The organism is Ferrovibrio xuzhouensis, assembly GCF_042648965.1.
Taxonomy (GTDB): Bacteria; Pseudomonadota; Alphaproteobacteria; order Ferrovibrionales; family Ferrovibrionaceae; genus Ferrovibrio; species Ferrovibrio xuzhouensis.
Genome location: NZ_JBHRYJ010000003.1, coordinates 472,623 through 484,661, shown reverse-complemented (window position 1 = coordinate 484,661; position 12,039 = coordinate 472,623). Strand labels below are relative to the sequence as shown.

The window sequence follows — 12,039 nt, the reverse complement described above, 5'->3', positions numbered from 1 at the left end:
CGGCTGGCGCCCGTCCCATTGCTCCGCCTTCCGGCGGCGGCGATGGGACGCTAATCTCGGTTGGGAAAATTAGCCGCGGCGTCTCCTCTCACGGGCTCGCCGCGCCGGGCGAGGAAGGCAGACGGCATGAAGGGAAGCGCGATCGGCATCATTGCGGCGGGATGCCTGGTAGTCGGATTCGGCGCGGGCCTCGTTCTCCGGCCGGTGATCTCGCCCGTCGCGGCGTCTCCGGCCATGACCGCGGGCGTGGCGCAGCCGAGCGAGGAAGAAGCGACGGCCGCCGTCCGGCGCTATCGCCGATTCACGGGCACGTCGCTCGAACGTGCGGCGCTGAAGCTCGGCGACTGTTCGCCGGGCGGCGTCGGACCCGGCGTGACCTGCATGACGCAGCTCGTCATGGACCCGGCGAAGCCCGGTGCGGCGCCGCAGAACCGCCCGATCGGCTTCGCGCGGGTCAACGGCCAGTGGGAAGTCGCGGTCTGGTAGCGGCGGGCGACATCGACCGCGAGCTGGCAGCCACGTTCTTCGCCAATGGCAAAGGCTTCCTGCCGAGCGCAGCCTCTGCCGATCGCGGCGATGCGTGCGAGGTCTGCTACGCGGTCGCCATTGCCACCGAGCTGGCGCTGAAGGCGTTCCTCGTCGCCCAGGGCTGGAGCGACGATCGCTGTCGTCGGGATGTCCGCCACGATCTGGAGAAGGCGCTGGCCTTTGCCAAGGCCGCAGGTCTGGAGGCGGTGGCCGAGCTGGACGGTGTCGTCTCCGTGCTGAACGCCTACTATCCGAACCACGCGTTCGACAGGTTCGTCGTGCCGGCCGGTGACGAGGCGTTTCCGGCCAGGGCCCGCGCGATCGTCGCGGACCTCTTCGAGCGCGTCCGCCCTCAGGTCGAGGCCTCGGGCGGACGGTAAAGGTCGAAGGGATTGCCGTCGGCCAGATGGCCGAACGGTGTGAACACGTAGTCGCCGGCATCGCGCCCGACGGCGCAGATGACGTAGCGTGTCTCGCCGGTCGCGACCTCGGTGCATTCCATCAACGCCAGGTCGCCGCTGGTCGCGGCGCGCAGCAGCGTCTGGAAGTTGGCGCGGGTATGGTCGGGAATGCTCATCGCGCGCCTCCCTCTCCAAGTCGGTCGGCGAGCCAGCGCCCGGTGCTGATCCATTCGAGCGTCTGACCGGTCGAAAGATCGAGGACATGGGCGCCGCCGGAGAAGCCGTTGACGACGGGGTCCGAGGCGATGTTCGCCCATTGGAATCCGCAGCGACCGGTCAGACCAAAGGCCTCGGCGCAGCGTGTCACGAAGGTGATCGCGAGCTGCTGGTCGGCGCTCCCGGGATCGCGCAGCCAAAGGCGGGCCGGTCCGTGCTCGGGCGTCAGCGAGAGCATGAACGGCTCGGCCGGCGGGTCTTCGCGGCCGTTCTCGGCGATCAGCGCGGTGTAGATGTCGAAGGCGCTCGCGGCGTTGGCGGCGGTGCCGACGTCGAGCAGGCATGAATAGCGAGTGAGAAAATCGGTCATGGCGGGGGGCTCCTGAAACGAAAAAAGCCCGGCGCTGGGCCGGGCTCGGGAGGGATCGAAGGGCGGTCGGGCTAGTAGCTGAACTGCCAGGACGGCCAGGGTTGACCGTCGTCGGCGGCCCGCACGGCGTCGTCGAGATAGGCGGGGTCGCCCTCGACGACGGTGGGATCGCTGACCGGCGTTTCGTCGATGACGGTGACGTGGGCAACGAGCCCGTCCTCGACCTCGACATGCACGGGGACGAGATATTGGAAGACGACGCGCCGGGGCGCCGGGGCAGATTGCGACATGGCGCTGCTCCTTGCGTTGGAGGAATGGGCGGAGCGGCCGAAGCCGCTCCGCCTGCGCTCACTCGGCCGCGGCGAGGTGTTGTTCCTCGTCTTCGGAGGGGGCTTCCTCGTCATCACCCGCGAGGAAGTCGGGCAGTGCCGCGCCGTCATCCTCGCCGCCGGTCTGGGTCTCCGGCGTGGCCGCCTCGGTCTCGGTGACCAGGCGCAGCGGTTCCGGCAGCCAGCCGGAGTCGGCCAGCAGGCGCTCGGCCTCCTTGGCCATGTCGCCTTTCTTCAGGTGGTCGATGAGCTGCGCGGCCTGTTCGCCAGCGCCCTCGCGGACGGCCTGGAGGATGCGGGGCTTGGTGACCCGGCCGAGATAGTTGCCGACGGTCGGACGCCAGCCGACGTCCACCATGTCGAGGCCGGTCGCGCGGGCCAGTCGGTCGGCTTGGCCGAGCCGCATGTCGAGGCCGTGCTGCGAGACGCCGTTGCCGCCATACGGGTTGGGCTTCTCGTAGAGCGCATTGACGCCGTAGCTCACGCAATGCGCCAGGAGCGCCATCCGGCTGGTATCGTCGAGCGCCGCCAGCCAATCCCACAGAGCGTCGTCCTTGGCGGGGATGTCGCCGGCCCAGGCCTCGTGGCGCTCATGCACGGCGCGCGCCGACGGGCTGTCTTTCAACGCGTCATCCTGCACGGGGAAGAAGACGTGGCTGACGGAGGCCTCCATCGCGCCCTTGTACATGCGGTGCTGGAAGGTGTCGGAGACCAGCTTGTGCAGCAGCGCGGTCATCGCGACATGCGGGTGGCCGGCCAACGCATTGCGCAGCGCCAGGGTGCGATGGGCCGTCAGCTCGGTGACGAGGCGATCGGGAAGCGGCTTGATCGCGTCGTCCTCGTCGTCCTCCGGCTCGGTGGGCTGTCCGCCGATCGTGATGACCGCCCGTTGCACCACGGGCTCGGCCGGATCGCCGCCGCCTTCCACGCCGGTCTCGCCTTCGATCTCGATCGGCGCTTCGTCCTCGGCCCGGACGTAGCCGCGATCGATGTCGAGGCTGCCGTCGTGGGCGATGCTGATGAACACGCCCGCGCGGGGGATGTCGTCCGCCTCGAAGCGCACCGGCCGGGTTTCGAAGGCGGCGAGCGCCGTCTCGATTTCGCCGAGCCGCTGGTCGACGTCGTCCGGCAGCTCGTCGGCGCCTTCATATTCGGCCTCGAGCTTCTGGTATTCGGCGTTGAGCGCCTCGATGGTGGCCTGTTCCTCGGTCGAGAGGTCGAGCGGTTCGCCCTGCAGCTCGCGCAGGCCCCGGGTGGCGTCATAGGGGAAGCTGACCGCGACCTCGATCCACTTCCAGCCCTCGGCCGCGATCGCCTCGGCCGTGGCCTTCAGCTTCTCGGCGACCAGCCGGTCGAGCAGCGCCGGGTCCTGCAGCCAGCCGCCATCGTCGGACTGGAAGAGATCCCGCATGGTGACGCCGCCGACGGCCTCATAGGCCTCGACGCCGACGAAAACGGCCCGCTTGTCCGAGGCGCGCACCGTGGTTTCGGTGAGCATGCGCCGGATCTGGTACGGCTCTTTCGACCAGGCGTCCTTGATCGCCTCCCAGACCTGCTCCTGGCGGGCGTGGTCGTTCGACACGGTGAACGCCATGAGCTGCTCCAGCGTCATGCCGTCCTCGGCATAGACATCGAGCAGCGCCGGCGACGCGGACGCCAGCCGCAGCCGCTGCTTCACGACCTGCGCCGGCACGAAGAAGGCGGCCGCGATCTCTTCCTCGCTCATGCCCTTGTCGCGCATGTCCTGGAAGGCGCGAAACTGGTCGAGGGGATGGAGCGGCGCGCGCTCGATATTCTCGGCGAGCGAGACCTCTTCGGCGAGGATGCCGCTGTCGCGCTCACGCACCACGCAAGGAACCGGCGCGATCTTGGCGAGGCGCTTCTGCTTGACCAGCATCTCCAGCGCCCGGAAGCGGCGACCGCCGGCGGGTACCTCGAACATGCCGGTCTCGTTGCCCTCGGCGTCGACGACGGGGAAGACGCTGAGGCTCTGGATCAGGCCGCGTCGGGTGATCGAGGACGCCAGGTCCTCGATCGAGACGCCGGCCTTCACGCGCCGGACGTTGGACTGGCTGAGCGCCAGCTTGTTGAAGGGGATGTCGCGCGAGGACGACAGGGTGATCTTCTGAACGGCAGTAGCCATCGGGATGTACTCCGCGACGGGCGGCCGAGAGCCTCTCTCTCGACCTCCAACCCGTCACGAAATCCCATCCGCTCTCTTCCTCTACTTCCGGCGACGCCCACCACTGACGCCGACACGAAGCGAAAGCCTCTGCCGCGCGTCACGGAGGTAGTCTCGATAGGTCACGGTCTGCGAGACGGATTGACGATATCCGTTGCTCAGTGCGATCGCGATGAGGCCGCGTGGGGGCTTCAATGTCCCACTGGCCTGCGCTTGGGCAAAGAGGCGCTTCGCAAGCGCAATTTCTGCATCGGTATAGGGGGCTGACTTACGTGGCATGATGTTTCTCCAAAGGTTGAAAGTGGCCCTCGGAGAAAACTGCCGCACACGACGCGCCCCTCCGCGGGGCTGCGCCGGTTAACCTCCACGTTTGGAGGACGGGGCCCTGATCGGAATCGGGGCTGACGGCGAAGCGCCATCATGCGAAGCAGAGCGATACATAAGTTCGACAACGCGCCGATCAAGGCCAGGGCCGTTTCAGGCCGCCTCGCAATCGGGACGGGCGACGAGCGTCTCGCCGGCTAAGGAACCGAGCATCCAGTCGGCGTGGTCGCTTGCGGTTGCGGCCGTCGTCGGTGCTATCGCTGTTCTTGCACTCATCGCGATTACCCAGCTACCGCACCTGCTTGACCGATCGCATCACGCTCTCAGCCGTGCTGAGACCTAGTCCCATATCCAAGCAGAGCTTAAAAAACTCCTCAGGTGCATCGGCGATATCCAAGCGGTATCTCCGCGTCAGCTCACGCGCCGCTTTGCCGATCGGAACGATGTCGCTCGAAGAAACCCATTCAGGGTTGCCCACCTTCGCCTCAAACTCTTTGACAACGGGCTCCGGCAATTCGGTCCCGAACAGAAAATAACGCAGATGCTCAAGGAAATGAGGATGCGTGTAGATATCGGAGCCGGTGCATCCATTCCGCTCAAACAGGCCCTTGCGTGAGCCCTTGACGCGGCCGGTCCGATAGTTGGGATCATTCCAATAGCTGAGGCGCACCTCCGGCACGGCTTTCCGCGCGCTCAGCAACTTGAGAAGTGCCAGGATCGGCTCCTGGTTATTCAGATATGCTGCACGACCATCGTCATGATGGGGATGATGAGAGCGGAGGTCGATCTTCGATAAAAGCTCGGCCTCTTCTTTCGTAAGTTTGATGTGGTACTTCTCCATTGGCGCACCGTCTCAGCTTCGATTCCTAATTACTCCAGAAATCACCGGAAGTTGCGAGCAAAGATAGACGCGACACACCGATATCCACCGAAGCTTCACTCACGCCGCCTCGCGTTCATCGTCCAGCTCCGGCGTTCGCAACGCGAGATCGGGGGCGAAGCCGAGCAGCCAGTCGGCCGCCTTGCTCGCCTGCGAGGCTGCGCGGACGATGGCGCGGTTATCTTCCCGTAGCACCTCAAGCCACGAACCGATGTAGTCGGCATGGCGCACGGTCGGAACGATGCCGAGCGAGGCACAGCAGAAGGCGGCGTTCATCTCGGCGCGTTATCTGAACAGTCAAGCTGTCTCAGCGGACTTTCATCAGCCGAAACCAGCCGATCTGGCGGCGTTGCGCGGTTTTAGAACGGGTGAGACACTCGGGAGTATCTGGAGGGCTGCTCTTCGCATTGCGGTTCGTGGTTTTTACGACTGCTCAGCGAACCGAATGCGACTGGTGAAGGGATTTCTTTCGTGCAGACTGCTCCGCGGCCGTACCGGTCGACCACCTCACTTACGCTCAAAGCATCTCGCCGATATCTGACGCGCCGCTGGGATATGCGAACATGGTGGTCTTCAACTGCTCTGCCGTCAGCCCTTGCCTGATCGCCAGTGCAAAGATGTTGATCACTTCGTCAGCGTGCGGACCGACAAGATGGGCGCCGAGGATGCGGTCAGTGTCCGCGTCGACCAACGTTTTGAAGCCATACACCGTCTCGGCCTGCTGGCGTGCGGTGAACCAGCCGTCCACGCGCTCGGTCTTTACGCGAACGTTCAGGCCTTTCTCACGCGCCTTGGCTTCGCTCATGCCGACGGCTGCGATCGGCGGGATGGTGAAGGCGACACTCGGAACGCCTGTGTATTCAGGCCTGACCGTGTTGCCGTTGAGCAGGTTCGCCGAGACTACCTTCGCGTCATGGCTTGATACCGGAGTGAGCGGCGGTCCTAGGCCGGCGGCATCACCTGCTGCGTAGACCGCGGGGTTGGAGACGCTTTGCAAAAATCCGTTCAACGCCAGCCGCCCGTTATGGTGCTTTACGCTCCCGGCATCGAGATCGAGCGTCGCGAGCGCCGGCGCCCGACCCGCGGCATGGACGACCAGATCTGCGTCCATATCGAGTTCGCCGTCAGGACAGTCCGCCCGGACGCGATAGCCGTCTGATACCTTCTCAATGGCGGTCACCCCTGCCTGTGTGCGGACATTGATGCCGCGCTCGCTGAACTTGTCCATCAGCCAGCCGACGAGATCGGGGTCGAATTGCTTGAGCATTCGCTTCCCGTGCTGAAGAATTGTGACCTGTGCTCCGGCGCGCGCCGCGATGTGCGAAAACTCGGCCGCGATATAACCGCCGCCGACAAGGACGATGCGTTCAGGCAGGCTCTCCAGTTCCAGGAAGCCTTCATTGGTGATCAGGTGCTGCTCGCCCGGAATGCCGAGCGGCACGGCCTCGGCGCCGGCGGCGATCACGATACGGTCCGCCTCGATCCTCTCTCCTCCGAACTCGAGCGCATTCGGGCCGATAAAGCGAACGTGACCGTGGAAGGCGTGAATCCCTTTGTCGGCAAAGGCTTTCTCACGCTTCTGCGGTACCGGATCGGTGAAGCTGCGCTTGAAGGCCATCAGTCCCGTCCAATCGAGCGTCGCGTCCCCTTCGATTCCACGTCCGCTCATGCGCCAGGCGTGATCAGCCGCCTCGGCGCCGCCGACCATCATCTTCTTCGGATCGCAACCGCGCAAGGCGCAGGTGCCCCCGAAGGGCCGGAAGTCCGCGACGGCGACGCTCCAGCCAGCCGCACGAACCCTGTGTGCTGTTACGATCGCAGCCGTTCCCGTGCCGATGATCGCAAGGTCATATCTCTTCGCCACTAGATCTCCTCCAACATTGTCACGTTCGACATCCGAGCCTTCACGGCTCAGCCGGCGCAGCATGAGAGCTTCGCCACGTCCTTGTCGAAGGCAAGAGCCGCGAGCTTCAGGCCCTCAACGGTGGTGAGATACGGAAAGAGCGTATCCGCGAGGTCGTCGACGGTGAGGCCGTGCCGGATTGCCAGGGCCGCCGTCTGGATGCTGTCGGCTCCCTCCGGTGCGAGGATATGCGCCCCGAGCAGCCGGCCGCTGCCAGCGTCGGCGACGAGCTTGATGAGCCCGCGTGTGTCTCGGGCGGCAATCGCGCGCGGCACCTGGTCGAGACCGATCGTGGAGACACGGACGGCGTGGCCGGCGGTCCGCGCAGCCGCCTCTGTCAGCCCGACGCTCGCCACCTGCGGATCGGTGAAGACGATGGCCGGCATGGCACTGTTGTCGTAGCGCAGGCTGTCGCCGTTGAGGGCGTTCTTCGCCGCGAGCTTGGCACCGTAGGCGGCCATGTAGACGAACTGATCGTGACCGGTGACGTCGCCGGCAGCGTACACGCCCGATCTTGTCGTGCGCATGCGGTCATCGACGAAGATGCCGCCCTTCGGCGAGAGAGCGATCCCATGCTCGGCGAGCCCGAGACCTTCGATATTGGGCGCGCGGCCCGTCGCCACGAGCACCTGATCGGCGTCGATCGTGACGTCCTTGCCGTCGCGATGGACAGTGAGTGCAACACCGTCCGCGGTCTTGCGGATCGTCCGGTACGTGATGCCGGAAATCACCGCGATGCTCTCGTCCATGAAATACCCCGTCAGCGCCGTGCCGATCTCGGGTTCGGCCTCCGGAAGGAGACGCGAGCGGCACACCAGCGTCACCTCGACGCCGGCGCGGGCGAACATCTGGGCGAGTTCGGCCCCGATATAGCCGCCGCCGATCACGAGCAGAGATCGGGGCAGCGCCTCGAGATCAAGCGCCGTCGTGCTCGTCAGGTATGGCACGGTCTCGATGCCTGGGATGACAGGGACGGCCGGTCGCGCGCCGGTCGCGATGATGATCTTGCCGGCTGAGACAAACGTGCCGTCCACCTGGACGCCGCCGTCCACGATGCGCGCCGGCCCTTCGCGATAGGCGATGCCGTTGTAAGCCGGGAGCAGGTCGGCGTACTTGGCCTGACGTAGCTCCGAAACCAGCGCGTCCTTCTGACGGACGGTTCCGCCCCAGTCGGTCAGTTCGGCCTCGGCCGTGATGCCGGCGAAACGTGCCGCGGCTCGGGCATTGTGGAGCGTCTCGGCGGCGCGGATCAGCGTCTTCGACGGCACGCAACCGATATTGACGCAGGTGCCGCCGATGGTGCCGCTGCCGATGAGGGCCACCTGGGCGCCCTGATCGGCTGCCGTGATCGCGGCCGAGAAGCCGGCCGAGCCGGCGCCGATGATGGCAAGGTCGTAGGAACCATTGTTGCGGCCATTCGTGCCAAGGCGCCGATGCGTCACGGGCCTGTCCGGCGATGCCGTATCGCCCGACGATTGAGGCTCACCTTGTGTCTCGGCCGCGTTGTTGCCGTGGCCGGCGATTGTGCCGATTCCGGCAAGGCTGGGCCCGAAGATCGCCCGACCTGCTTCGAGAGCTTCCTCGATCGACAGCCGGAATCCCGGCTCGTCTGCAGGACGCTGCCGGCGCCACGCGGCGAGGTGATCGTCGGAACAGAAGAAGGATGTTGCAGTGCACAGCGAGTTCGCAGCGCATCCGCCTTCGTAATGGACGCTGAGCCATACGACGGCCGTCGTCGGCTCAACGTCGGCCAGAGCCCGGCCCCGTTCCTGCGTGGTGATCCGGACCGGCGCGCCGCAGTGGCGGCAGCGCGAGACGATCGAGATGTCTTGGTCGGTCATAGCGCCGATGCCGAGCGCGTCGACCGCGCACATCGCAGTAAGAGTGCGTCCGTCCAGTGTGACCCGGTGGCCGGTGTCGCGGTCGGTGAAGGGATACGCGCCGACAATCATGTCGCCATCGAGTACGACGAGGTCGCGACGGCGGAGCTCTTCGAGCAGCGCACGGACGGCTTCCTCGCTCAGCCCCGCACGCTTGGCAAGCGCGCTTGGGGTCGGGGCTCGCCCGTGTTCGGCGTAGAGCTGTAGCAACGCAACGCGCACGCGATCCGTGGCCGCCTCGTAGCCGCTCCAGCGGTTGAGCACATGGTCGGAGCCGACCATGGCCAGCAGGGCCTCCTTCACCACGGGTGACGAAACCACCGACCAGTCCGGAAACGTCACACCCGGCCGCACGGCCAAGCTCGGCACCGTTGCGGATGTAGAAACCGTCGCCTTGTCGCGGGACGCGGAGGATGTGCAGCAATCGTTCATGGCTTCAGGCCTTCATTCAGAATCTTCGTGTTGGAACAGACGACCTTTGCACGGCGATGATGGATGCCGCAGGCGACAAGCCCGAGGCCCGCGGCGATCAGGGAAAGCACGACCAGACCCGAACCCGTCAACCACGCGCCGAGGCCGGCCAGCGGCGGGGGCACGGCAAGGAGTGGCGCCGCGCAGCAGATCGCAACGACAATGGCGCCTGCGGCGCCGGTGCGGATCAGGGCGCGGTCATGCATGTCAACTGCCTTGCTCCTGCGTCGGGCGGGCCGGATAGCCGGCATTCATGCTGGCGGCCGCGATGGCATCCGGGGTCGTCTGCGCGTCGTCGAAGGTCACGGTCGCGGTCTTGGCTTCGAACGAGACGGCCACCGTCGAGACCCCGGGGACCGCCGCCATCGAGGTCTTCACGATGTAGGGGCAGGAGGCGCAGGTCATGTTGTCGATGGCGAAGGTGACTGTGCGTTCGGTAGCGAACACGGCAGGCGCGGTCATCACCGACATGATCAAAGCAAGAGCACTCAAACTCTTCTTCATGGGACGGGTCTCCTCTTGGTGTCAGGCGGAAAGCAGCAGCGGGGCGACGTAGTCGAATGCGAAGGCGGCCGCGACGAGCACCGTCGCAAACCAGAGCGCGATCTGGACAATGCGGCTGGGGATCGGGCGCGCGCAGGCAGCATCCTCGGCGCAGGCCCGCCTCGGCTTCCAGTAGACGAGATAGAAGCCGTAGCCGAGAACGCCCGTCGTCCCGGCGACGAAGAGCGGCTTGTAGGGCGCGAGCGCCGTCAGATTGCCGATCCAGGCGCCACCAATGCCTAGGCTAAACAGGATGAGCGGGACGATGCAGCACGAGGAGGCGGCAAGCGCGCCGAGAATGCCGCCGACGGCGACCAGGCGCTGCCGTCCGACTTCGGCTCGGTCCGACGCGAGCACGTCGGTCGTGGCGGACGTCATGCCCGCCGTGCTGGGTCGCGATATATCCATGTCCGATCTCGCTTTCCTTGCCGAAATCCTCATTGCGCAGTACCATGCGGTCTGTAGCAACTACAGGGTCAAGAGGGATTTTTGCGATGCGCGATCACGCTGGCGTGAAGGGCCTGCAGCGGGCTGAGCTCGCCCGGCGGACGGGCAGCAATCTGGAGACTGTGCGCTACTACGAGAAGGTCGGGCTCCTGCCCGAGCCACCGCGCACGGCGGCCGGCTACCGCAGCTACGACACGACGCACGAGCGGCGCCTTCGCTTTGTGCTGCGGGCACGCGAGCTCGGCTTCTCACTCGACGAAATCCGCGAGCTGTTGCGCCTGGTCGACGAACGCGACCAGCCCTGCGCCGAGGCAAGCGCGGTCGCCGCCGCGCATCTCGACGATGTGCGGGCGAAGATCGCTGACCTGAAGCGCATGGAGCGGGTGCTCAAGGACGTCGTCGCGCAATGCGCCGACGGCACGCGGCCGGAATGTCCGCTGATTGAGGCGCTGTTCCGGGAGCGAACTGTCAACTGATCGGGTCGAGGAGCGCCTATGCGGCGCCCCTGACGTCGTTCCGGCAAGCGTTGCCCTGCTGGGCGTGCAGCCAGTCGGCGATCTGCTGCGCCTTGGCTGCGGCGGTGAAGATCGCGCGCTTGTCGGAGCGAAGCACCTCGAGCCAGGAGGCGATATAGCTGGCGTGGTCGGGCCGCGGCTCGACGCTGAGATGGAGGTCGGCGCAGATCATGGCGCTCAGGAGCTCGACCGTGCATTCCTCCATAGCATAGGCGGCCGAGCCGAACCGTCCGGAGAGATCACGGTCGAGGCGATGCCTGGCGCCGGAGGCGTGCCCGCATTCGTGGAGCAGCACGGCGTAATAGGCTGCGGCATCGCGGAAGCAGGCGAAGTCGGGCATCTGCACGTGGTCGGTGGATGGGCGGTAACAGGCCTGCGATCCGCCGTGGCGGATGTCGATGCCGAGCGCTGCGCAGAACCGTTCGGCCCGCTCGATGCGCTCGGCCTCGGGTAGCACCGGTATCTCGGGCGGCGTGTAGCCGTCGACCTGCGCGCAGTTGAAGACCGTGTAGCCGCGGGCGAACATGCGCCGGGCGGGCTCGTCGCGATCCTCGTCGCCGTCCTGTACGTCTGCCTTGCCGTGGCGATCGACGGTCTTCCAGAACACGACGAGGTGCCCGCGCTCGCCCTTGCGGACCTGGGCGCCGAGCGCCTGCCACTGGCGATAGGTGCCCCAGATGCCGGCGGGAAAGCCGGCGGCGTGCGCGGCGGCCCAGAGTGCGATGACGTTGACGCCACGATAGGCCTTGCGCGAGGCGACGTTGACGGGCGTAGTGATGGCCGATCCGTCGTGGTGCCAGGGCATCCGGTACTGGTCGGCGCCGGCCTCGATGGCGGCGATGATCTGGCTGGTGACACGCTCGTAGATGTCGTTCCGGGGCTGGGGTGTGCGATCGGTGGTCATGGCTGCCTCCTGTGTTCGCCCTCTCCGTCGAGGGCGAGGCGGCAGGGGCAGACGCGGGAAGCCGGGCCGTCACACCCTGTTCTCGGTGCTGGTGCGGAACAGGGTTGATGGGCCGGCAGCGTCTGCCACAACCCGAGCCCTGCCTC

At 66.2% G+C, this 12,039-nt stretch carries 15 protein-coding genes; 3 read left to right on the top strand and 12 right to left on the bottom strand.

The annotated features are described in order from the left end of the window. The first annotated feature begins 126 nt into the window (after positions 1 to 126). Both ACFOOQ_RS16075 and ACFOOQ_RS16070 read left to right on the top strand, forming a co-directional pair. A complete protein-coding gene (locus ACFOOQ_RS16075) occupies positions 127 to 486 on the top strand; it encodes a hypothetical protein (protein ID WP_379728489.1) in 360 nt (119 codons plus the stop codon). Continuing rightward, positions 465 to 908 (top strand): hypothetical protein, encoded by a 444-nt coding sequence (locus ACFOOQ_RS16070; RefSeq protein ID WP_379728487.1) that lies wholly within the window; start codon positions 465 to 467, stop codon positions 906 to 908. Before ACFOOQ_RS16075 ends, ACFOOQ_RS16070 begins: the two co-directional genes overlap by 22 nt. Here ACFOOQ_RS16070 and ACFOOQ_RS16065 read toward each other — a convergent pair. The 11 genes from ACFOOQ_RS16065 to ACFOOQ_RS16015 form a co-directional block, all read right to left on the bottom strand. Then, complete coding sequence (locus tag ACFOOQ_RS16065; protein WP_379728485.1) at positions 881 to 1,105, bottom strand: DUF6117 family protein; 225 nt, start codon at positions 1,103 to 1,105, stop codon at positions 881 to 883. The genes ACFOOQ_RS16070 and ACFOOQ_RS16065 overlap by 28 nt on opposite strands. After that, entirely contained in the window at positions 1,102 to 1,515 is a 414-nt protein-coding gene (locus tag ACFOOQ_RS16060; protein ID WP_379728484.1) for a hypothetical protein, read from the bottom strand. The genes ACFOOQ_RS16065 and ACFOOQ_RS16060 overlap by 4 nt, the downstream gene beginning before the upstream one ends. 71 nt (positions 1,516 to 1,586) lie before the next feature. Next, positions 1,587 to 1,805, bottom strand: a complete 219-nt coding sequence (locus ACFOOQ_RS16055) for a hypothetical protein (RefSeq protein WP_379728482.1) — start codon at positions 1,803 to 1,805, stop codon at positions 1,587 to 1,589. A 58-nt stretch (positions 1,806 to 1,863) separates the two neighbouring features. Continuing rightward, positions 1,864 to 3,987, bottom strand: coding sequence for a ParB/RepB/Spo0J family partition protein (locus ACFOOQ_RS16050; RefSeq protein ID WP_379728480.1), 2,124 nt, complete (start codon positions 3,985 to 3,987; stop codon positions 1,864 to 1,866). A 652-nt stretch (positions 3,988 to 4,639) separates the two neighbouring features. Continuing rightward, complete coding sequence (locus tag ACFOOQ_RS16045) at positions 4,640 to 5,191, bottom strand: hypothetical protein (RefSeq protein WP_379728478.1); 552 nt, start codon at positions 5,189 to 5,191, stop codon at positions 4,640 to 4,642. A gap of 99 nt (positions 5,192 to 5,290) precedes the next feature. Further along, on the bottom strand, positions 5,291 to 5,506 hold the full coding sequence (locus tag ACFOOQ_RS16040; protein ID WP_449265813.1) for a zincin-like metallopeptidase domain-containing protein: 216 nt from the start codon (positions 5,504 to 5,506) through the stop codon (positions 5,291 to 5,293). 241 nt (positions 5,507 to 5,747) lie between these two features. After that, entirely contained in the window at positions 5,748 to 7,157 is a 1,410-nt protein-coding gene (locus tag ACFOOQ_RS16035; RefSeq protein WP_246670937.1) for a dihydrolipoyl dehydrogenase family protein, read from the bottom strand. After that, positions 7,142 to 9,445 carry a bifunctional organomercurial lyase/mercury(II) reductase MerBA gene (gene merBA, locus ACFOOQ_RS16030; protein ID WP_012112815.1) on the bottom strand — a complete coding sequence of 768 codons (2,304 nt, stop codon included), beginning with the start codon at positions 9,443 to 9,445 and terminating at the stop codon, positions 7,142 to 7,144. Before merBA ends, ACFOOQ_RS16035 begins: the two co-directional genes overlap by 16 nt. After that, positions 9,442 to 9,690, bottom strand: coding sequence for a hypothetical protein (locus ACFOOQ_RS16025; RefSeq protein ID WP_036742955.1), 249 nt, complete (start codon positions 9,688 to 9,690; stop codon positions 9,442 to 9,444). Before ACFOOQ_RS16025 ends, merBA begins: the two co-directional genes overlap by 4 nt. A gap of 1 nt (position 9,691) precedes the next feature. After that, positions 9,692 to 9,988, bottom strand: coding sequence for a heavy-metal-associated domain-containing protein (locus tag ACFOOQ_RS16020; RefSeq protein ID WP_012112816.1), 297 nt, complete (start codon positions 9,986 to 9,988; stop codon positions 9,692 to 9,694). A gap of 21 nt (positions 9,989 to 10,009) precedes the next feature. Next, positions 10,010 to 10,405 (bottom strand): mercuric transporter MerT family protein, encoded by a 396-nt coding sequence (locus ACFOOQ_RS16015; RefSeq protein WP_231771510.1) that lies wholly within the window; start codon positions 10,403 to 10,405, stop codon positions 10,010 to 10,012. Between the two features lie 116 nt (positions 10,406 to 10,521). Here ACFOOQ_RS16015 and ACFOOQ_RS16010 point away from each other — a divergent pair, with 116 nt between their 5' ends. Next, a complete protein-coding gene (locus tag ACFOOQ_RS16010; protein WP_012112818.1) occupies positions 10,522 to 10,950 on the top strand; it encodes a MerR family transcriptional regulator in 429 nt (142 codons plus the stop codon). A 16-nt stretch (positions 10,951 to 10,966) separates the two neighbouring features. Here the strand turns inward: ACFOOQ_RS16010 and ACFOOQ_RS16005 are convergent, their stop codons facing one another. Beyond that, the gene (locus tag ACFOOQ_RS16005; RefSeq protein WP_012112819.1) at positions 10,967 to 11,893 is read right to left on the bottom strand and encodes an ArdC family protein; all 927 of its coding nucleotides are present in this window, start codon (positions 11,891 to 11,893) and stop codon (positions 10,967 to 10,969) included. Positions 11,894 to 12,039 lie beyond the last annotated feature (146 nt).

Excerpts from the sequence above, each read along its gene's own strand:
- ACFOOQ_RS16050 (WP_379728480.1), bottom strand. The coding sequence starts at position 3,987 with ATGGCTACTGCCGTTCAGAAGATCACCCTGTCGTCCTCGCGCGACATC.
- ACFOOQ_RS16055 (WP_379728482.1), bottom strand. The coding sequence starts at position 1,805 with ATGTCGCAATCTGCCCCGGCGCCCCGGCGCGTCGTCTTCCAATATCTC.
- ACFOOQ_RS16020 (WP_012112816.1), bottom strand. The coding sequence starts at position 9,988 with ATGAAGAAGAGTTTGAGTGCTCTTGCTTTGATCATGTCGGTGATGACC.
- ACFOOQ_RS16045 (WP_379728478.1), bottom strand. The coding sequence starts at position 5,191 with ATGGAGAAGTACCACATCAAACTTACGAAAGAAGAGGCCGAGCTTTTA.
- ACFOOQ_RS16075 (WP_379728489.1), top strand. The coding sequence starts at position 127 with ATGAAGGGAAGCGCGATCGGCATCATTGCGGCGGGATGCCTGGTAGTC.
- ACFOOQ_RS16065 (WP_379728485.1), bottom strand. The coding sequence starts at position 1,105 with ATGAGCATTCCCGACCATACCCGCGCCAACTTCCAGACGCTGCTGCGC.
- ACFOOQ_RS16005 (WP_012112819.1), bottom strand. The coding sequence starts at position 11,893 with ATGACCACCGATCGCACACCCCAGCCCCGGAACGACATCTACGAGCGT.
- ACFOOQ_RS16060 (WP_379728484.1), bottom strand. The coding sequence starts at position 1,515 with ATGACCGATTTTCTCACTCGCTATTCATGCCTGCTCGACGTCGGCACC.
- ACFOOQ_RS16015 (WP_231771510.1), bottom strand. The coding sequence starts at position 10,405 with ATGACGTCCGCCACGACCGACGTGCTCGCGTCGGACCGAGCCGAAGTC.
- ACFOOQ_RS16035 (WP_246670937.1), bottom strand. The coding sequence starts at position 7,157 with ATGCTGCGCCGGCTGAGCCGTGAAGGCTCGGATGTCGAACGTGACAAT.
- ACFOOQ_RS16025 (WP_036742955.1), bottom strand. The coding sequence starts at position 9,690 with ATGCATGACCGCGCCCTGATCCGCACCGGCGCCGCAGGCGCCATTGTC.
- ACFOOQ_RS16040 (WP_449265813.1), bottom strand. The coding sequence starts at position 5,506 with ATGAACGCCGCCTTCTGCTGTGCCTCGCTCGGCATCGTTCCGACCGTG.
- ACFOOQ_RS16010 (WP_012112818.1), top strand. The coding sequence starts at position 10,522 with ATGCGCGATCACGCTGGCGTGAAGGGCCTGCAGCGGGCTGAGCTCGCC.
- merBA (WP_012112815.1), bottom strand. The coding sequence starts at position 9,445 with ATGAACGATTGCTGCACATCCTCCGCGTCCCGCGACAAGGCGACGGTT.